19 protein-coding genes are annotated in these 18970 nt (G+C 51.6%); 13 read left to right on the top strand and 6 right to left on the bottom strand.

Going from position 1 to position 18970, the window contains the following annotated elements; all coding sequences use genetic code 11:
- The first annotated feature begins 3 nt into the window (after positions 1–3).
- A complete protein-coding gene (locus H8S18_RS08250; protein ID WP_186857835.1) occupies positions 4–828 on the top strand; it encodes an SDR family NAD(P)-dependent oxidoreductase in 825 nt (274 codons plus the stop codon).
- 70 nt (positions 829–898) lie between these two features.
- Here the strand turns inward: H8S18_RS08250 and H8S18_RS08245 are convergent, their stop codons facing one another.
- From H8S18_RS08245 to H8S18_RS08235, 3 genes are all read right to left on the bottom strand, one after another.
- Positions 899–2176, bottom strand: a complete 1278-nt coding sequence (locus tag H8S18_RS08245; RefSeq protein WP_186857834.1) for a permease prefix domain 1-containing protein — start codon at positions 2174–2176, stop codon at positions 899–901.
- Positions 2163–2507 carry a PadR family transcriptional regulator gene (locus H8S18_RS08240; RefSeq protein ID WP_186858069.1) on the bottom strand — a complete coding sequence of 115 codons (345 nt, stop codon included), beginning with the start codon at positions 2505–2507 and terminating at the stop codon, positions 2163–2165. Before H8S18_RS08240 ends, H8S18_RS08245 begins: the two co-directional genes overlap by 14 nt.
- 177 nt (positions 2508–2684) lie before the next feature.
- Positions 2685–3704 (bottom strand): LacI family DNA-binding transcriptional regulator, encoded by a 1020-nt coding sequence (locus tag H8S18_RS08235; RefSeq protein ID WP_207721712.1) that lies wholly within the window; start codon positions 3702–3704, stop codon positions 2685–2687.
- Positions 3705–3925: 221 nt separating this feature from the next.
- Between H8S18_RS08235 and H8S18_RS08230 the strand changes: the two genes are divergently transcribed.
- Complete coding sequence (locus H8S18_RS08230; protein ID WP_186857833.1) at positions 3926–4546, top strand: DUF4867 family protein; 621 nt, start codon at positions 3926–3928, stop codon at positions 4544–4546.
- A gap of 36 nt (positions 4547–4582) precedes the next feature.
- Entirely contained in the window at positions 4583–6076 is a 1494-nt protein-coding gene (locus H8S18_RS08225; RefSeq protein ID WP_186857832.1) for an L-fucose/L-arabinose isomerase family protein, read from the top strand.
- Positions 6077–6122: 46 nt separating this feature from the next.
- Here H8S18_RS08225 and H8S18_RS08220 read toward each other — a convergent pair whose 3' ends face one another.
- Positions 6123–7145 carry a carbon-nitrogen hydrolase family protein gene (locus tag H8S18_RS08220; protein WP_186857831.1) on the bottom strand — a complete coding sequence of 341 codons (1023 nt, stop codon included), beginning with the start codon at positions 7143–7145 and terminating at the stop codon, positions 6123–6125.
- 112 nt (positions 7146–7257) lie between these two features.
- Positions 7258–9105, bottom strand: coding sequence for a flavin reductase (locus tag H8S18_RS08215; protein WP_186857830.1), 1848 nt, complete (start codon positions 9103–9105; stop codon positions 7258–7260).
- Positions 9106–9451: 346 nt separating this feature from the next.
- On the opposite strand from H8S18_RS08215, the gene H8S18_RS08210 reads away from it, so the two are divergent.
- The 6 genes from H8S18_RS08210 to H8S18_RS14665 all read left to right on the top strand — a co-directional run bounded on the left by H8S18_RS08210 (position 9452) and on the right by H8S18_RS14665 (position 13231).
- Positions 9452–10090, top strand: coding sequence for a GyrI-like domain-containing protein (locus H8S18_RS08210; RefSeq protein WP_186857829.1), 639 nt, complete (start codon positions 9452–9454; stop codon positions 10088–10090).
- Positions 10087–10386, top strand: coding sequence for a DUF6506 family protein (locus H8S18_RS08205; RefSeq protein ID WP_186857828.1), 300 nt, complete (start codon positions 10087–10089; stop codon positions 10384–10386). The genes H8S18_RS08210 and H8S18_RS08205 overlap by 4 nt, the downstream gene beginning before the upstream one ends.
- 23 nt (positions 10387–10409) lie before the next feature.
- Entirely contained in the window at positions 10410–11231 is an 822-nt protein-coding gene (locus H8S18_RS08200; protein ID WP_186857827.1) for a nucleotidyltransferase domain-containing protein, read from the top strand.
- Positions 11232–11602: 371 nt separating this feature from the next.
- The gene (locus H8S18_RS08195) at positions 11603–12217 is read left to right on the top strand and encodes a TMEM175 family protein (protein WP_186857826.1); all 615 of its coding nucleotides are present in this window, start codon (positions 11603–11605) and stop codon (positions 12215–12217) included.
- 50 nt (positions 12218–12267) lie between these two features.
- Complete coding sequence (gene dut, locus H8S18_RS08190; protein WP_186857825.1) at positions 12268–12711, top strand: dUTP diphosphatase; 444 nt, start codon at positions 12268–12270, stop codon at positions 12709–12711.
- Positions 12712–13018: 307 nt separating this feature from the next.
- The gene (locus tag H8S18_RS14665) at positions 13019–13231 is read left to right on the top strand and encodes a hypothetical protein (protein WP_243165108.1); all 213 of its coding nucleotides are present in this window, start codon (positions 13019–13021) and stop codon (positions 13229–13231) included.
- A 207-nt stretch (positions 13232–13438) separates the two neighbouring features.
- Here the strand turns inward: H8S18_RS14665 and H8S18_RS08180 are convergent, their stop codons facing one another.
- Positions 13439–14128, bottom strand: a complete 690-nt coding sequence (locus H8S18_RS08180) for a Crp/Fnr family transcriptional regulator (protein WP_186857824.1) — start codon at positions 14126–14128, stop codon at positions 13439–13441.
- Positions 14129–14326: 198 nt separating this feature from the next.
- On the opposite strand from H8S18_RS08180, the gene H8S18_RS08175 reads away from it, so the two are divergent.
- The 4 genes from H8S18_RS08175 to H8S18_RS08160 are packed head-to-tail and all read left to right on the top strand — an operon-like array spanning position 14327 to position 18947.
- Entirely contained in the window at positions 14327–15394 is a 1068-nt protein-coding gene (locus H8S18_RS08175) for a uroporphyrinogen decarboxylase family protein (protein WP_186857823.1), read from the top strand.
- Entirely contained in the window at positions 15391–16923 is a 1533-nt protein-coding gene (locus H8S18_RS08170; RefSeq protein WP_330598752.1) for an ABC transporter ATP-binding protein, read from the top strand. The genes H8S18_RS08175 and H8S18_RS08170 overlap by 4 nt, the downstream gene beginning before the upstream one ends.
- A complete protein-coding gene (locus tag H8S18_RS08165; RefSeq protein ID WP_186857822.1) occupies positions 16910–18058 on the top strand; it encodes an ABC transporter permease in 1149 nt (382 codons plus the stop codon). Before H8S18_RS08170 ends, H8S18_RS08165 begins: the two co-directional genes overlap by 14 nt.
- Positions 18051–18947: an ABC transporter permease gene (locus H8S18_RS08160; protein ID WP_186857821.1), complete on the top strand. Its 897-nt coding sequence runs from the start codon at positions 18051–18053 to the stop codon at positions 18945–18947. Before H8S18_RS08165 ends, H8S18_RS08160 begins: the two co-directional genes overlap by 8 nt.
- Positions 18948–18970: the final 23 nt, after the last annotated feature.

Here is an 18970-nt window from a genome sequence, read left to right as displayed (position 1 = left end):
ATGATGAAACAGATATTCCCGGAACGGTTTGCAGGTAAAGTAATGATTATTACCGGAGCGGCGCGCGGCATTGGCGCGGCAACCGCCCTGCGCGCGGCAGCGGAAGGCGCGAAACTGGTGCTTGCGGACCGGTTGGAAGAAGAGGGAAAAAAGACGCTTGCGGACGTCGGGCGGATAACCGATACGGCTGTCTTCCTCCCGCTTGACCTCTCCTGCGAAGAAAATGCCGAAAAGATGGTGGAGGAATGCGTGCGGCGGTTTGGCAGGCTGGATATTGCCATCAACAATGCGGGCGTGATGGGAGAGCCGGCCCCGGCCGCCGAGCTTGCGAGGGAAAAGATGGAGTATACGATGGCCAATAATTTTTATTCCGCTTTTTTCTGCTGCAAATATGAGCTTCGGCAGTTCATGGCGCAGGAAGACGGCGGGGTGATCGTGAACAACGCGTCCATCGCAGGCATGACGGGACTCCCGGGGAATCCTGCCTATGTGGCGTCCAAGCATGCCGTGAACGGCCTGACCAAAAATTTGGCGCTCGATTATGCACGTTACGGAATCCGCGTCAATTCGGTGAACCCGGCAGGCACGGCAACGCCAATGGTGGAAGAGGCATATGCGTTTGTGATGGAAAAACAAAAGGAAGCGCAGGCGGCGGGCATGAGCCCGGAGGAGGCGCAGTCCATGGCGGGACAAAAGACGGAATCCATGCTCAAGCGGGACGCGGCCGCGGAGGAGCAGGCGGCGTCTATTTTGTTCCTTGCCTCGGACGACGCGACGCACATGACGGGCAGTATCGTCGCCACGGACGGCGGCTGGACGTCGTTCTGACAGAAAGACAGCACCGCAAAAATGCCGTCCCCTGCACAGGGGGACGGCATTTTCCGTTTGCAGAACCAAATCAGGCGACCGCGTGCACCATCCGGTCGCGTACCACGTCCCCGGTGCGGAAGATGTTGCACAGCAGGCCGAGCACCATGCTTGCATAAATAGACGAGTCGATGGATAAAAAGGGAATGACGGAATAGGCGTTCGGAAGCACGCCCGCCGCGCTTGCCGTGCCGAGCACAGTCGGAATTACGAGCGCCGCCCACCCCATGAGGGAAAGGGAACGCCCAAGCATGCTCCGCTGGCGGAGACATTGTTTCAGCAGGTACAGGTAAACGCCCGCTCCCGCGGCCAGTATGCCAAAGAACGGCAGCCAGCCGATCCGGAAGATGAGCCGTGTGACCTCATTTGTGGAAACCTCGGCGACTATATGCCCCTGCCCGAACAATACGGCGTTTTCCAGCGTTTCCCGTATGAGATTCATCTGGGAAAATCCGGCTTGGGATTCGTATAATTGTGCTTCGGCGGAATAGAGCAGAAACAGAACCGTAAAGGCTGCCGTGGGAATGAGAAGCGTAAGCAGCGCTTTCTTTTTATTGACCGCGAAAAAGCCGCAGCACACGCAAATGGCCATCATCGCCGCGCAGCTCAGGACAAATATGATGAACGACTGGTTGATGGAGAGCAGGAGCCACGCGCGGGGGGAAAGATATCCGTAATACCGAAAATAAAAAAACAGGACGTATCCAATACTGGGCAGGATGATAAATAACAAGCAGCAGCGCAGGAATTTACGGAATCCTCCGCCACGCATATGGAAAAGCATCAGCAGGAAGGCGAAGGGCAGCAGGTATGCCGCGACGGTCTCCGTTCTCCAGAAGATGCTTACGCCCGCACCCGCCAGCGCGATACAGGCAATGAGCACAGAAAGCAAAATCACCGGTATTTTGGCATACGAAGTGAAGTCGATAAACAGGAAGGGCAGGGCAATGGCCACGCATAAACCGACTGACACAAAATAGGCCAGGTTGGCAAATTCTGATGATCGATAAAGCAGAACCGGGAGCAAACAGCTGCACATGATGACCGCCAGCATACACACAAGCGTTTTCCAGCCGATGCGCGGGCGGTAGGAATGGTCGAGCATCGTCCCGACCGTCACAGCGTCCCCCATTTCGGCAATGGCGGCGCTTGTGGCCGCGCCGGGTTCTATTCCCGCGAGGATCAGCGCGTCGCGCTGGTCGAGGATATGCGTTTCCAGTTCGTCCGCAACCGCGGGACGGGCTTTTTTCCACCGGATTTGTTCGCAGACAGTTTTGATATAGGCGGTGACGCCGTCAGGTTTGTTCACAATGAGCACCGCCTTTCAATACGCTCGCCACCGCGGAGGAAAAGATATCCCACTCTTTCCGCTTTTCCGCGAGCAATTTGCGTCCGCCGTTTGTGAGTTTGTAGTATTTGCGCGTCCGTCCTCCCGCTTCCCTGTCGTAAGACTGCACCATACCCTTTTTTTCAAGGCCGTGCAACAGGGGATAGAGGGTTCCCGCCTTGAGGGCGAACACATTTTGGGAACGTTTCCCAAGCTGTTCGATCATTTCATATCCGTACATATCCTTGTTTTCCAATAACTTTAAGACAAGCAACGTAGTGCTTCCGGTCAGTAAGCTTCTGTCAACAGGCATCATTCTATCCTCCTAATATATTGGTTGCCGATATATGAATTATATATCGGTGGCCGATAGCATGTCAAGATGTTTTTTACATTCGATGGCTTGCCGGGGCGAATATGAGTATTTTCGCGCGGGCCCAGCGCATGGAAACAGGAATCCAAAAGGCCGCCTTTCGGCGGCCTTTTGCGGTTACAGGTTTTCTAAAATACGAATTTCATTTTTTACAATATATTGCTGTTCCTGGGGAGGAGCGCCGCTCATCAGAGAATTGAACGCAAGCTTCACCGCTTCATACCCCTGGGCAAACGGCTGTTGGCAGATTGTCGCGTGGATCAGACCCGCCTGCATCAATTCCCCCGTTTGTGGGATATGGTCAAAAGAAACGATGTGCAGCTTGCGCCCGGGCAGGAATGACTGCACTGCACGGCACGCGCCATATACGCCTGCGGCGGCAAGGAAAATCGTATCAATTTCGGGAAAATCCGTCAGCATTTTGCGCGTGCTTTCGAAGCCGATCATATCATCGTCCTCGGTCTCCATGATGGATAAAAAACGGAAGCGGGGGTATTTACTATACATGACATCCAAAAAACCGTCGATACGTTGTTTATGCCCGAGGATATGCACCGAGCCTGTCAGAATGCCCACGTTTGCAACGCCGCCCGTAAGCAGCCCGAGCATGCCGCAGGCAATACGGCCACCCTCAAAATAATCGCTGCCCACATAACACAGGCGGCGGCAATCCCCAATATCCGTATTGACCGTATACACTTGCACACCACGGTCAGAAAGGGCGTTGATTTTTTCTGCAACGGCAGGATCGTTAATGGGATTTAGGATAAGCGCGCTGGCATCCTTGCCCAGTTCTTCCATTGCGGAAACCTGTGCGGAAACATCGTAGCCCTTGAGGGTGCGCAGCACCACCTTCACGCCATAATCGTGAAGCTCGCGCTCGGCCTCGCGTACGCCGCGGATTACCTCGCTGAAGAAAGGATTGCCTTCACTGGCCAAAAGCACGCAGATGCTGTATGATTTTTTACGTGCGGCCAGCGCTTTGCCCGCGCGGTTTGGCGTATAGCCTACCTGCTCGGCAATGCTGCGTACCAGCCGTTCCTTTTCCGGCGAAACATGCCCGCGCCCATTGAGGACGCGGTCCACCGTTCCACGGGAAACGCCGCTCAGTTCGGAAATCTGTTTGATCGTCGCCATGATTTACACCAAATCCAAAATACAAGTTTTATGTGCACGAGCACATGTTGTATGATTTTATCATAATCCCTTGCCCGGTCCCTGTCAACAGCCTTTAAAAATAAAGAAAAAAGCATTGACGGAAGCAAAATGCAATGGTATGCTAAAAGTAATTAATATGTGCTCGTGCACAAAGACGGAATTTTATCAAAGTCATTTAAGAATCCAAGGGGGGAATCACGATGGAAATTCAAGCGGTTACATCCCCGGCTTTCCGCAAATACGGAAGGGTCGTCGAGGGGATTGATTTTACAGGGCTTATGAAGGCGATGGAAGCTACGCCCACGCCGGACGGCGTAGTGTATGAGCCGAGCATTCCGGAGCTTGAGGCGCTTGACGTTTTTGCGGCGCTGAGGGATTCCGCTTATGGCGGCCTGCCCATCCAGATCGGCTATTGCAATGGGGATAACCACACGCTTAATGCAGTGGAATACCACCGTTCGAGCGAGATCAACGTTGCGTGCACGGATATGATCCTTTTGATCGGTATGCAGCAGGATATCGACCCGGACAGCTTCGAATACGACACGGCAAAAATGGAGGCATTCCTCGTACCCGCGGGTACGGCAGTGGAAGTATATGCGACAACCCTGCATTATGCGCCCATCAGTTCCGGCGGGAAATTCCGCGTAGTGGTGGTGCTGCCGAAGGGAACGAATGAACCGCTGACGTTCACCCCTGCAAAAGAGGGGGAAGACGCGTTGCTCTTTGCGCAGAACAAATGGCTGATTGCCCATCCGGAAAGCGGACTTGACAAGGATGGCGCGTTTATTGGCCTTACGGGTGAAAATATCACAATATAAACAAAACAGTAAAAAAATATTTGGAGGTCAAAGAATATGGGTAACAACATTCCTGAAGTAAAACTTGGCGTAATCGCGGTCAGCCGCGACTGCTTCGTGATTTCGCTGTCCGAACGCCGCCGCGCCGCGGTAAAAGAGGCGTGCGGAAAGAAAGGTATCGACCTTTTTGAAGCGAAGACAACGGTGGAAAACGAAACCGACATGCTGAAAGCCGTAGAGGAAGTGAAGGCGGCAGGCTGCAACGCGCTGCTCGTATTCCTTGGAAACTTCGGCCCGGAAACGCCGGAAACGCTGATTGCGAAATATTTCGACGGCCCGGTGATGTATGCGGCGGCTGCCGAAGAAACGGGAAAAGACCTGATTAACGGACGCGGCGACGCATACTGCGGCATGCTGAACTGCTCGTACAATCTCGGCCTGAGGAACCTCAAGGCGTATATCCCGGAATACCCGGTGGGCACGGCGGAAGAAGTTGCGGATATGATCGCGGATTTTGTTCCCGTGGCACGTGTGCTGATTGGCCTTGCGAACCTCAAAATTATTACGTTCGGGCCGCGCCCGCAGGACTTCTTTGCCTGCAACGCGCCTATCAAGCCGCTGTATGACCTCGGCGTGGAGGTGCAGGAAAACTCTGAACTTGACCTGTTGGTGGCGTACCGTGCGCATAAAGATGACCCGCGCATCGCGGACGTTGTGGCGGATATGGCAAACGAGCTTGGCATGGAAGGAAACCAGTATCCGGACCTGCTGCCCCGCATGGCGCAGTTTGAACTGACGCTGCTCGACTGGGCGGAACAAAACAAAGGCGCGCGCAAATATGTGGCGTTTGCGGACAAATGCTGGCCGGCCTTCCCGTCGGAATTCGGCTTCGAGCCTTGCTATGTGAATAGCCGCCTTGCTTCGAGGGGCATTCCGGTGGCGTGCGAAGTGGATATCTACGGCGCGCTTTCCGAATATATCGGCGCGTGCATCACAGGCGACGCGGTGACGCTGCTTGACATCAACAACTCCGTTCCGCGTGATATTTATGAAGAGGACATCAAGGGCAAATTCGATTATACGCTGGAAGATACGTTTATGGGCTTCCACTGCGGTAACACGCCGTTCTGCAAGCTTGCGAAGGGCGCGGCGGTGAAATACCAGCTGATCCAGAACCGCCTGCTTGAAAACGGCGGAGAGCCGGATTTCACGCGCGGTACGCTCGAAGGCGACATCGCCGCGGGACAGATTACCTTCTTCCGCCTGCAAAGCGCGGCGGACGGTACGCTCAGGAGTTATATCGCGCAGGGCGAAGTGCTTCCGGTTGCGACGCGTTCGTTCGGCGGCATCGGCATTTTCGCTATTCCGGAGATGGGCCGTTTCTACCGCCACGTGCTGATTCAGAAAAATTATCCGCACCATGGCGCGGTTGCGTTCGGCCATGTGGGCAAGGCGCTTTTCAGCATCTTCAGCTATCTTGGTGTGGAAGACATCGCGTTCAACCAGCCAAAGGGTATGCTGTATCCGACGGAAAACCCGTTTGCAAAATAAGCAAAGTAAAAAGGCTCTGCTTTAAGCAGGGCCTTTTTTTGTGTTGCTATCTTGTTCCGCAGGGGCATTCCGCGGAGGCCTGGAGCTGGTCATAACCAATAAAATGGCAGGCCGCCTCCCCCTGAACCATCACGGGGAAATGTTCTGAACGGTCAAATGTCAGGCGCAGAAAACCGGGCGTTGAATAATGCCCGGCCGGATCGACCAGGTATTTTCCAACCGGAATCAGGGAAAGGTCGATATCCGCATAGGCAATTCCTTCTTCATCGGCCGGGATTTCCCCGCTGATTACCTGTAGGGAAGGAGCGAAAATTTTTGTGCATCCGCCGCCCACGGCAAGGATCATTCGCTGGGTATCGTTTTCGCAAAGCATATCCTGCATTTCCTGCGTATAAATCTGCGAGGCCATCAACGTGAAGGTCTGGTTTGCAACCGTATAATATTTTGCGCAGGTTTCACACGGCTCCTGCCGGAACAGCGCATCCGGCTGGGGCAGGAAAGCGGGCCAGGAGGAAACATGGACCTGTTCGTTCATCGAGCCCATTGCCGCGATATTGAGCGGGAGCATATGTTCCCAGCACTGCAAGCCGCCAAGATTTCCGTATTCGGTTTCGAAAACAGGCATCATGCTGCCGTCGCCGTCCCCCCAGATGGTTTTTTCCGCGCCCGTTGCTTTCAGCTTGCGGTGCTTGCCGATCAGGTCACCGGAGGGGGAGAACCAAAGCTGTGTAAGATAAAGCGATCCTCCGTCCTTTTCGGTCACGGAAACGCAGACATACACGTCATTTTTCCTTGCGCACCTGCTCAATTTCCGTACAGATTTTCCCGGAATCTCGACAGCGTTGTCATACAGCTGCCGGTAAAATTTCATTCCGTACACAAAAGGGTCCCCCAGCCAGATCCACCAGGGATATCCGGGAATCAGGGCCTCGGGAAACGCGATCACCTTCGCGCCGTTTGAGGCTGCTTCGCCAATAAATCCGCATACCTTTTCCACCGTTGCGTCCCGGTCAAGGAAGACGGGAGCAATCTGGCAGGCCGCCGCCTTATATTTCGTTACTTTCTCCATTTACTGTAAACTCCTTTGTTTTGTTTCAAAAAGAAAGGCGAACCCCATGGATTCGCCTTTGAATACAACTCTATCCTAGCACACCGCTTTTTTTCTGTCAATCTGCCGGGAGTTATTTCAACGGTTCGAACGCGTCTGCGCCGTGTTTGCACAACGGGCAGATGAAATCTGCCGGGAGAGCATCCCCCTCGTAAACATAACCGCACATTTTGCACACAAAGCCCTTCTCGACGCCCGACGTTACAGGAGGCTTGGGCTTGATATGCTCGAAATAGTATTCATACGTCACCGACGGCGTGTCTGAAAGAACGCGCGCTTCCGTTACATCCGCAACGAACAGCGTATGCGTACCGCAATCCTGCGTGGAAATTACGTTGCCGGAGATCACTGCATTGGAATACTTGGAAAGATAATACAGCCCGTTTGCGCAACGGTCCATATGCTTGAACTCCTGGAATTTATCCACATCCCTGCCGCTCTTGAAGCCAAAATGCTGGAACAGCTTAAACGGAGCGTCCTCCGTCAGCACGGACACGGTAAATTTCCCGGTTTTAAGGATCATATCGTGCGTACAGTTGGCCTTGTTTATGCCGATTACAATGCGGTTCGGCGCATCGGTGATCTGCATGACGGTGTTGGTGATGCAGCCGTTATCACGCCCGCTTTCGTCCTGCGCGCTCACCACGAACAACCCGTAGCTCAACTTGAACAGCGCGTCTATATCAACGGACGCGTTTTTCGGGCCCCCCGCGGCCTCGAAGTGCGGCATGGAAGCGGCAATTGCATCCGCCAGTTTCTCCATATCCGCGCCTTGCTCCGGTTTGAGGGACGAAGCGATATTGACGGTTTCATCGAGAATAGTCATATTTTTGAGCGGTTCGATGATTTCGCGCATCAGCTTGCCGCTGGTCGGCGCCCATGATCCGTTCTGGATAAACGCAACCGTCCTGTTCTGCAGGTTGTGCGAGGCAAGGTCGCGCAACAGTTCGTCCATCGTTACAAAGATTCCCGCGTTATACGTGGTGGACGCAAACACGAGGTGGCTCCAGCGGAAGGAAGCCGCGACCACTTCGGAAGCGGGAATAACCGAAACGTCGAACATAACTGTCTTAATTCCCCGGTCACGCAGGAGGCATGCAAGGATATTCGCCGCATTTTCCGTATTTCCGTAAACGGACGCATAAGCGATCATTACACCGGTATCTTCCGGCGTGTAAGCGCTCCACCGTGCATATTTATCAATATAGTCCCCGAGGTTGCTCCGCCACACAAAGCCGTGGAGGGGGCAGATCATCTCGATATCAAGCGAAGATGCTTTTTTTAGGAGGGCCTGCACCTGCGTACCGTATTTACCGACGATGTTTGTATAGTACCGGCGCGCCTCGTCCATGAAATCCCGTGCAAAATCCACTTCGTCCGCAAAGAGCGCACCGTTGAGCGCGCCGAACGTACCGAACGCGTCGGCGGAAAAAAGAATTTTATCCGTGGAATCATAAGTGACCATGACTTCCGGCCAGTGGACCATCGGCGCCATCACGAACGTCAAATTGTGGCGGCCCGTTTCGAGTGTATCGCCTTCCTTTACGGTCTGTGTCTTGCTTTCAAGGCCGGTACTGAAAAACTGGCCGATCATTTTTTTGATTTTATCGTTGCAGATAATCGTTGTTTCCGGATGACGCAGCAAGAGCTCGTCGATCGTTGCGGAATGGTCTGGCTCCATGTGCTGGACTACGAGGTAATCCAGCTTCCTTCCGGAAAGCGCATGTTCCAGATTTTCAAAAAAAGTTTTGGCAACGGCTTTGTCTACCGTATCAAACAAGACCGTCTTTTCATCCGTAAGCAGGTAGGAGTTATAGGATACGCCGTCCGGTACGGAGTAGACCCCCTCAAACATGGCGAGCCTGCGGTCGTCTGCGCCAACCCATATCAAATCATCCGTTACTTTTCTTGTGCAGTACATATTGATCCTCCATTCATTCAAGTTTTTTAATTTATGAAAGAGGGCATAAAACGCGTTTCCTTCTGCGTACCGGCCGCAATTCACGCCAATTTATAAACCCTGCCCTTTCCCAGAATGCGCCCTGCAAACCGGGGCAACACCGGATATTTGCCGCCGCTTGTCCATTTTATCACAGGTGCATCTTTATCTTACAGCAAACGGAGCTTCGGTGCAATAAATGAATGAAAAATCTCTTGTTTTCCTTTTTAGGGACCGGACGTTCCCCCGCGTTTTTAATTGGGGAATGCTATTGCTTTTCTCTCTGTTTTCGTTTACAACTATACTATAGGAAAGCGGGGACATGTGGATGGCGGATAAGCTGGATTATAAAAAGGAATATAAGGATTTATACCTGCCGAAGGCAAAACCCATGCTGGTCGAGGTGCCGCCCATCCATTTTATTATGGTGGATGGAAAGGGCGCGCCGGAAGACGTGGAATACCAGAATGCCGTGAGGGCGCTGTATGCGCTTTCCTTTACGATCAAAATGAGCAAAATGGGCGGCATGCAGCCAGAAGGATATTTTGAATATGTGGTTCCACCGCTTGAGGGGCTTTGGTATGGCGATAAAGGGCGGTTTGAAACGGACCGGCGCGGGGAGTGGATGTGGATTTCCATGATCCGCCAGCCTGAATTTGTAACGCCGGACGTATTCGGCTGGGCGATGGAGGAATGCCGCAGAAAAAAGCCGGACGTGGATATTTCCGGAGCGCGCTTTGAAACCTTCGAAGAAGGGCTGTGCGCACAGATGATGCACGTTGGACCTTATTCAAAAGAAGCGGAGACGGTCGAAGCCCTGCACCGGTATATCGAGGAAAACGGACTGAAGGACATGACGGGAACAAAGCGCAAGCATCATGAAATCTATCTTGGAGACCCGCGGCGCACTGCGCCAAAGCGTCTTAGAACAGTGTTGCGCCTGCCCGTGGAAAGGAAGGAAGCATGAAAAAGAAATTTGCATTTTTGCTGATGGGAGCGCATTATGACCCCGCGCAGCACCATGCGCAGTTTGAAACGGGCAAGCAGACCACGTATATTTATTCCGTAAAAAATCCGGAAGAAGCGTACGCAAAAATTATGGAACTGAAAGAGGATGGCGTGGGTGCAATCGAGCTGTGCGGTGCGTTCGGTGAAGAGATGACCCGGAAGATCATCGGGATGACAGGCGGAGAAATTGCCGTTGGCTTTGTGACGCATTTCCCCGAACAGGATGGTGTGTTCGCGGAATTTTTTAAAAAATAGCAAATGACAAAAAGGGGAAAGCAATGACAGAACACTTAATTGGATCCATCGCGGAGGAACTGGCTGCCTTGCCGTTCATTCAGGGAATTGTGCTGGGCGGTTCGCGCGCGACTGGAACGGCAGGGCCTGGTTCGGATATTGATATTGGAATTTACTATGACAAAAACAGGCTTGACCTCAAGGCACTGAACCATGCTGCGCAAAAGCTGGACGACGAGCGCCGGGAAGCGCTGGTGTGCCCGGAGGGCGAGTGGGGAGACTGGGTAAACTGCGGTGGATGGCTGATGACGGAGGGATACCGTACGGACCTGATTTTACGGGAAACCAGGCGGGTACGTAAATGCGTTGGCCAGTGCGAGCAGGGAATGATATCGGCAAACTACCAGACTGGACATCCGCATGCCTACCTTAACGTGATGTACCGCGGGGAGCTGGCTGCGGCGCGCGTTCTATACAGCAGGGATGACGATTTCCTGCAGTTGAAAAAATGGGCGGAAAATTATCCGGACAGGCTGCGGCATTCGCTGATGGACTTTTTTCTGTTTGAAGCACGGTTTTCATGCAGCCTTGCAAAGGAGCATGCGCAGGAAGGCGACCTGTATTATGTGGCGGGGCATCTTTTCCGGGCAGTATCCGCCCTCAACCAGGTGCTGTTCGCGTATAACAGGGAGTATTGCCTGAACGAAAAGAAAGCGGCTGCCCGCATCGATACATTTCCGGTGAAGCCAGCCCATTACGGCAGGCGGGTAAACGGGATTTTTTCATTATCCGAAAAGTCCGCAAACGAAAGCTGTATCGAGACTGAAATACTGATTGAAGAAACGGAGAATTTGTGCGGTGAATGATGTTTGCCGCAGCTTGCCGGATGGCCGGGCGCCGATTATTTGCCGGGACGCCGTAAATGAAGCGGCGCAGTGATCTATTCCGGGGCAACTGCCCTGGTTTGAGCTTGCCGAAAAATTTTGCCGCTACATAGATAGATCCTTTTTGAGGGTACAGCTACGGCTCGCCAGGCCCGTGTGGCGGCAAAACAGCCGGAGGAGCGATTCGGTGGACGCGCAGTATATGCCGTCCAATAGACCATAGACCAGGGGAACTTTCCCCTTTTAGAAAGTATCGAGAGTTTGAACCCGGGACATTTGCCCCGGGATTTTTGTTTGCAGCACCGCGCGGAGGTGTAAATTTGAATTGCAGACAAAAACAAGGGGGAATTCCTGTGCCTAAAACAAGGCTTGAGGCGTTTACGGACGCCGTAATCGCAATTATTATGACCATTCTGGTGCTCGATTTTGCAGTGCCTATGGAGCCAACTTTCGCAGCGTTATGGGGAATGCGTTTTAAATTCCTGATCTATATCCTGAGCTTTGTTTCGCTTGCAATCTATTGGAACAACCACCACCATCTCCTGCAGGTTTCGAAAAAGATCAACGGACGTGTGCTGTGGCACAATATGGCGTTTATCCTGTGCCTAACCTTTTTTCCGTTTGTCACGGCGTGGGTAGACGAGCACCTGTTTGATACGGCGCCCGAAATTACATACGGTGTTGTTGTACTGCTCGCGGATATCAGTTATGCGGCGCTCGCGCATTCCCTCGTGAAGGTGAATGGAGCGGACTCCGAGGTTGCCCGCGCGCTGTGCGGCTTCCGTAAATCCAAGATTACCTTTGTAATTGTCGGCACAGGCCTTGGCATCGGTTTTTTCTTCCCGATTGCGGTAGTCATTTCCATTGCACTCTCTCTTGTGCTGTGGTTTACACCCGACAAACGGATTGAACGTACGCTTTTCGGTGAAGATATTTCCTGCTCCGCTTCAGGCAAAAAGACACATTAAAACCTATTTTATGATATAATAAAATCACTTTTTACAAGGGGGTTTTGCATGTGGAGCGGACAAACATAAACGTTAAAAAATTACGGGACGGAGCGGTGCTTCCAACCTATGGATCGGAATATTCCGCAGGCGCGGACCTGTATGCCTGCCTTGACGAAGCGGTTGTGATTGCCCCGGGAGAAACAAAAATGATTCCCACGGGCCTTGCCGCGGAGATTCCGGTTGGATATGCGGGACTGATTTATGCGCGCAGCGGCCTTGCAACAAAGCAGGGACTTGCCCCCGCAAATAAGGTAGGGGTTGTGGACAGCGACTACCGTGGGGAATGGATGATTGCCCTGATGAACCATTCGGGCAGCCCGCAAACTGTGGAGCCGGGGGAACGAATTGCGCAGGTGGTGGTCACGCCGGTTCTCGCAGTTTCTTTTTGTGAAGCGGAGGAACTGGAAGATACCTTGCGCGGCGCGGGCGGCTTTGGGTCCACGGGGAAATAGGGCATGGCAATGTGGAAGCCGTGGCGCGGCTGCCGCATACAAATTCTGCTGCATTCATAAAGGCGATGGAAAGCGCGGCGTGGATACGGAAAACATTATGCGTGCGAAGCAGCCTGGCGCGCCGCTTGCGCGGAACAAAGCCGGGACTTATAAAATGAAGCCGGGCCGGGGCAAACGGTGTATCTTTATTTTTCTACGGATTCTTGATTGAAAGATGCAGACCAATGGCGCGGAGAATGCTGGGCAATGATGCGGCGGCCCGGCTAAAAATTCTTTTCCTGACAAAGCCGGCCGAACGGCTGATGGAATGCCTTCCTACAGGCTGGGGCGGACTATCCAAACGCAATGGGTAGAAAACCAGAAAAGGGCAGACAGGCGGCTTTCCCTGTTCCGGGGGCTGCCGGGACAGCACAAAAATATCATTTGCCAGCCGCTGCTTGAAAAGATGAACATTGGGCCTTACCTGCACGGCATAGAGATTGTGGCGGCGGGCGGCGAACCGGAATGTGCGGCCCTTTGACTGACTATGCCTGGGTACTTCTACTTCGCTTCCGGGAGCAATGCGCACGGAAGGCCGTACATTTTGGTATTCAGGCAGTGCGGCACGCATTTTTTCAATATACCCTCGCCGCACGCAAGCTATGCAGGCAGGCGCGCAAGGCGAATATCAATTGCTGACTCTGAACAAGAAAAAGGGCGGTTGCCTCAAAAGCAACCGTTTTTTTGTTTATTCCGAAAAAATACTGTCTGATTCGGTCAGGCAGTTATATTGATCGCGCGTAACGGTGATCTTTCCACGCGCAACGGTAATAAGGCCCAGTTCGCTTAAAAATTTAATGCTGCGATTTACCGTACGTTCGCTGATCCGGCAGTTATCCGCAATATCCGCCCGGGTATGCTGAATGACAGCGATAGGTTCGGAAGAAAGTTGGGGCTTTACCGCATCCATAATATATAGGCTTACAATGCCCACCGCGTCATTACGGACGTGCTGACAGATAGCTGTAGCGGCCGTATAAAGCTTTTGTGCGACACTGGTGGTTATCCGGTACATAAATTCAGGATCACTTTTCATCCAAGTAATAAAATCCTGTTTATGGACTTTTAGGATATCGCATACCTCATAAGCCTTCGCTGTGAAAGCCACTTCATTTTTGCCGCATAAAATTTCCATTTCACCGACAATTTCCCCAGGAGCGATATATACGATACGGCTGGTTGCACCATCTGTAGAAATGTTATAAATGCCAATTTTCCCAGAACAAAGAAAATAGACACAGTCGAGTGGACCGCCTTGCTCGAACAGGTAACTGTTCTTTTTCAAATGGATATATTCCGCATGATCCATTACATATTCCGGGGGATCTTTGGCTAAATCCCGAAATAGTTGCCTGATTCTATCCCTGTTTTCTGCCATACTGATGCTCCTCGCAGCTATTATCGCAAAAAAGAATGAAAAAAGCAATGGATTAGGACATATGGCATTGAATTTAAGGATGTTTTCCCGGAAAATGAGGGTAACATCAAATAATAAATTGAATCCGAACAGAGATACAACTGAAAACAGAAAAGTGACGCACAGGTCATTTGCGGCCTTGTGGACGGGAGGGGAACAATGTTACCGAGAGATAGAGTAATGGCTGTTATTGAAAACAGGGAAACGGACAGGACGCCGCTTGATTTTTGGGCGACACCGGAAATGTGGGATAAACTGAAACAATATTTCGGAACGGAACATAAAAGCACAGTGCTTGAGAAACTACACATAGATGTACGCGATTACAGACCGCAGTATATCGGCCCGCAAATGCCCATATTGGAAGATGGCAGTTACTTTGAACCCATGGGGACGCACCGCCGCATTGTGAGCAATGAATACAATTCTTATGATGAATATGCGAGTTTTCCGCTTGCTTATGCAAAAACAACAGAAGACCTGGAACAGCACAGATGGTTTTCCCCGGATGAGTATGATTACAGCGGATTTTCGACGCTTATCGGTGACGCGCACGACATCTATTGCACAAAAATGATGGTGGGCGGATTGTTTGAACTTGCCTGGGCGCTGCGCGGTTACGAGCAATATATGATGGATATGGCACTTGCACCGGAAATTCCCCATTACATCATGCAACGAATCACTGATTTTTACTGCATTTATATTGAGCGGGCGATGGAAGCAGCGGGGGATAAAATCGACATCATTTTCAGCTATGACGACATTGCATGCCAGCGCGGTATGCTGATCTCAGTAGAGATGTGGCGGGAGTTTATCAAACCCTACCACGAACAAATGAACAGTGTCGCCAAAAAATATGGAAAAAAGATACTTTATCATACCTGCGGGAATATTTACCAGCCTAAGGTCCTGCACGGTCTCGTTGAAATGGGAATTGATATCCTGAACCCGATCCAGATGTGCGGAGAAATGACGCTCTCTGACTTGAAACGTGAATACGGCGGAAAACTCTGCTTCCACGGAGGGATGGACATCCAAAAGGTACTTCCTTTCTATACGCCCGATGAGATCCGCGCGGAAACAAGGCGGCTTACAAAGATTCTGGACAATGGATTTATTCTCGCAAGCACGCACTATATCCAGAATGATACGCCTGTGGAAAACGTAATCGCCATGTATGAAGAGGCGACGGGGACCAAAATTGGAAGGGGGGATAAAATGTGAATGCAGAATTCGCGGTGAAGATGCAGGGAATCACGAAATATTTTGGAGATTTCTGCGCCTTGAAAGAGGTAGAGCTTGCCGTGCGCGCGGGAACCATCCATTCCATTTTGGGGGAAAACGGCGCGGGGAAAACAACCCTGATGAACATCCTGTACGGATTTTATACCTGTGACAGCGGTAAGATATTTGTGCATGGAAGCGAACAGGAAATATCCACGCCGAAAGATGCGATCAACCTGGGAATCGGCATGGTGCATCAGCATTTTATGCTTGTAGAACCCTATACGGTTCTCCAGAATATTATTCTGGGAGACGAAACCACAAAGATACCCGGCATAATCGATTATAAAAAGGCCCGCCGAAAAATTGAAGGGCTCGCGCAGGCCTATCATTTCAATATTGACCTCGATGCAAAAATTCAGGATATCACCGTGGGGATGCAGCAGCGTGTAGAAATTATGAAGGCGCTGTACCGCGGCGCGGAAATCCTGATTCTGGATGAACCAACTTCTGTGCTGACACCACAGGAAATTGATGAATTGATCGACATCATGCACAGCATGGTGAAAAATGGGAAAACAATCGTTATTATAACGCACAAGCTCGCGGAAATTATGAAATCATCGGACGAATGCACGGTAATCCGCAAAGGAAAAAATGTAGCCAGCGTAAAAATTGAGGATACCAGTGAAAATGAGCTTGCGGAGCTTATGGTTGGACGTAAAGTGCATTTTACGGTTGAAAAAGAAAACAGGAAAACCGGAGAGGTTATTTTCAGCGTAGACAGACTCACCGTAGAAGACGACCGGGGAATCACAAAAGTTAACGATATTTCGTTTGGAATCCGTGCGGGAGAGATCTTCGGTATTGCGGGCGTCGATGGGAACGGGCAACAGGAACTGTTCGAAGCAATTGCCTCTTTGCGGAAAGCAAAGACAGGCAGCATTCACATGAAGGGTGTCAATATCACCAATACAAGCCCGCGGGAGATGTTTGAGAATGGTATTTGCGTGATTCCGGAGGACCGCCAGAAGAGCGGGCTTGTGCTTGAATTCACGGTAGCGGAAAACATGGTGCTGGAAAAAATTGGGCGTGCTCCCTTCTCGAGGCATGGTCTGCTTGATTTAAAAAAGATACGAAAAAACGCAACGGACCTTATCCGGGAGTATGACGTGCGGCCAGAGCATTGTGAAGATACACGGGCAGGTGCTCTTTCCGGCGGAAACCAGCAAAAAGCGATTATTGCACGCGCAATATCGAACGACCCAGATTTATTGATTGCAGTCCAGCCTACGCGCGGGTTGGATGTCGGAGCCATTGAATTTGTACATAAAGCAATCGTTGGGCAGCGCAACCAGGGCAAAGCAATACTTTTAATTTCCCTTGAGCTGGAAGAAGTACTGAAGCTTTCCGACCGGATTGCGGTGCTCTACAACGGAAAATTCGCGGATATACTAGATGCAAAAGATGCAGATGAAAACAGGATTGGATTACTCATGGCGGGAGGAAAAAACGATGAAAATGCGTGAATTGATTAAAAAACCAGCCACAGGCATCCTGCTTGCAATCCTGATTGGCTTTGTTGCGGGTGCAGTGGTGCTTGCCGTGGCGGGCTTTAATCCGCTTGAAGCTTATGGTGCCCTGTTTCGCGGCGTATTTTCAAAGCCCAAATATATTGCCCAGGTGATTATCAAAAGTACGCCTATTATTTTAACGGGAATTTCGTTTGTCGTGGCGTTTAAATCCGGCCTGTTCAATATCGGTGGGGAAGGGCAGTACATTATGGGGGCGCTTACGGCGGTAATCGTGGGGGGCAAACTCGAGCTTCCACCCGGCCTGCACTTTGTGGTGGTCATCATTATGGCTATGATTATGTCGGGCCTCCTTGGAGCATTTGTGGGAGTGCTGAAAACAAGATTTGGCGTACACGAAGTTATCTCGTGCGTTATGCTCAACTGGATTATGCTGTATCTGTCCAATTTTTTGATTACGACCGAATGGTTGAAAAAACCGGGAACGGAAGCATCCATCGAAGCGAACACTTCAGCATGGTCGGTAGTGTTGAATTCGTGGAAGACCTCGGATGCTGGCATGGAGCAACTGGCAAACAGCAATTCGCCGATGGCGGAAGTACTCCTCAAGACCGATTTTAACTACGGAATTTTGGTTGCGGTGCTGATCGCGGTAGGGGTGTACTTTCTGTACAAAAATACAACCAAAGGATATGAGCTGCGCGCGGTGGGGATCAACCAGCATGCCTCGCAGCTTGCGGGGATCAGCGTAAACAAAAATGTCATTTTATCCATGGCGATCTCAGCAGCAATTGCAGGTCTCGCGGGCGCGCTTACGATTACAGGCGTAATGCCGCACCGGGTCACACAGCTCGCAACACACGAAGGATATGGCTTTGCAGGTATTTCCGTTGCCCTGATCGGTGGATGTTCGCCTATTGGCAGCATTTTCTCCGGACTGTTTTATTCGATGCTTACCTATGGAAGCGCCTCAATTCAATCGGAGGTGGGTGCGGCCAGTGAAATTATGGATATTGTCATTGGAGTCATCATTTACATGATAGCAATCTCCTCCCTGTTCATTATGCTTGCAAACAGGAAAAAAACTGCCGGCTGTGCCGCAGGAAAAAGAAAGGCGGAAAAACATGGATAATATCGGGATTATAATCAGTATTACGCTTATGTATGCCACGCCGCTTATCCTTGCTGCCCTGGGCGGCATCATCTCTGAGCTTTCGGGGATCACGAACATTGGAATTGAGGGTATGATGGTAATCGGCGCCTTTGCCGGAGCAGCCGTCGGATATTTTTCCGGAAATCCGTGGATCGGGCTTTTGTGCGCGGCCGGTGCGGGGGGGCTGCTTGCGCTGATGCATGCCATCGCATGTGTGAAATTTAACGCCAACCAGATCATTTCGGGCGTTGCCCTGAACCTGATTGGTCTTGGCCTTTCGCTCTTCCTGTCACGAATATTCTTTGACGGGGCAACGCAAACGCTACCCGTGCCAAGCAAGCTGCCTAAGATTAGCCTGGGGGGAGGGATAAGCCTCGATTCCACAGTGATTATTGCGTTGTGCCTAGTGGTATTTGTATGGTTTTACCTCTACCGCATGCGTGGAGGGCTGCGACTGCGCGCCATCGGGGAGCATCCTGCTGCGGCAGATACCTTAGGCATTAACGTATACCTTTTCCGCTATCTTGCGGTTATTGTTTCCGGATTGCTGGCGGGGATGGGCGGTGCGGCAATGTCGCTTGCCGTCGTATCGAGCTTCACACCCATCGTGATCTCCGGGCACGGCTACATAGCCCTTGCGGCGGTCATTTTTGGCAGGTGGAACCCCGTTGGCTCTTCGCTCGCCTGCATCCTGTTTGGATTTGCACAGGCGCTGGTGGTCATTCTGGGCGGAGGGGAAATTGCGATTCCTTCCCAGATCCTCGCAATGCTCCCTTATATTCTGACGATTGCAGTGCTGATGCTCTTGAAAGGAAAAACGGCGGCGCCCCGGGCAAGCGGTGTGCCGTATATTAAAGGAAGCCGCTAATACGGAAAATATATTGGATGAAA

This window comes from Christensenella tenuis (genome assembly GCF_014287795.1).
Classification (GTDB): domain Bacteria; phylum Bacillota; class Clostridia; order Christensenellales; family Christensenellaceae; genus Christensenella; species Christensenella tenuis.
The sequence above is the reverse complement of the archived record's forward strand: the minus strand, read 5'-3'. Positions and strand labels throughout refer to the sequence as shown.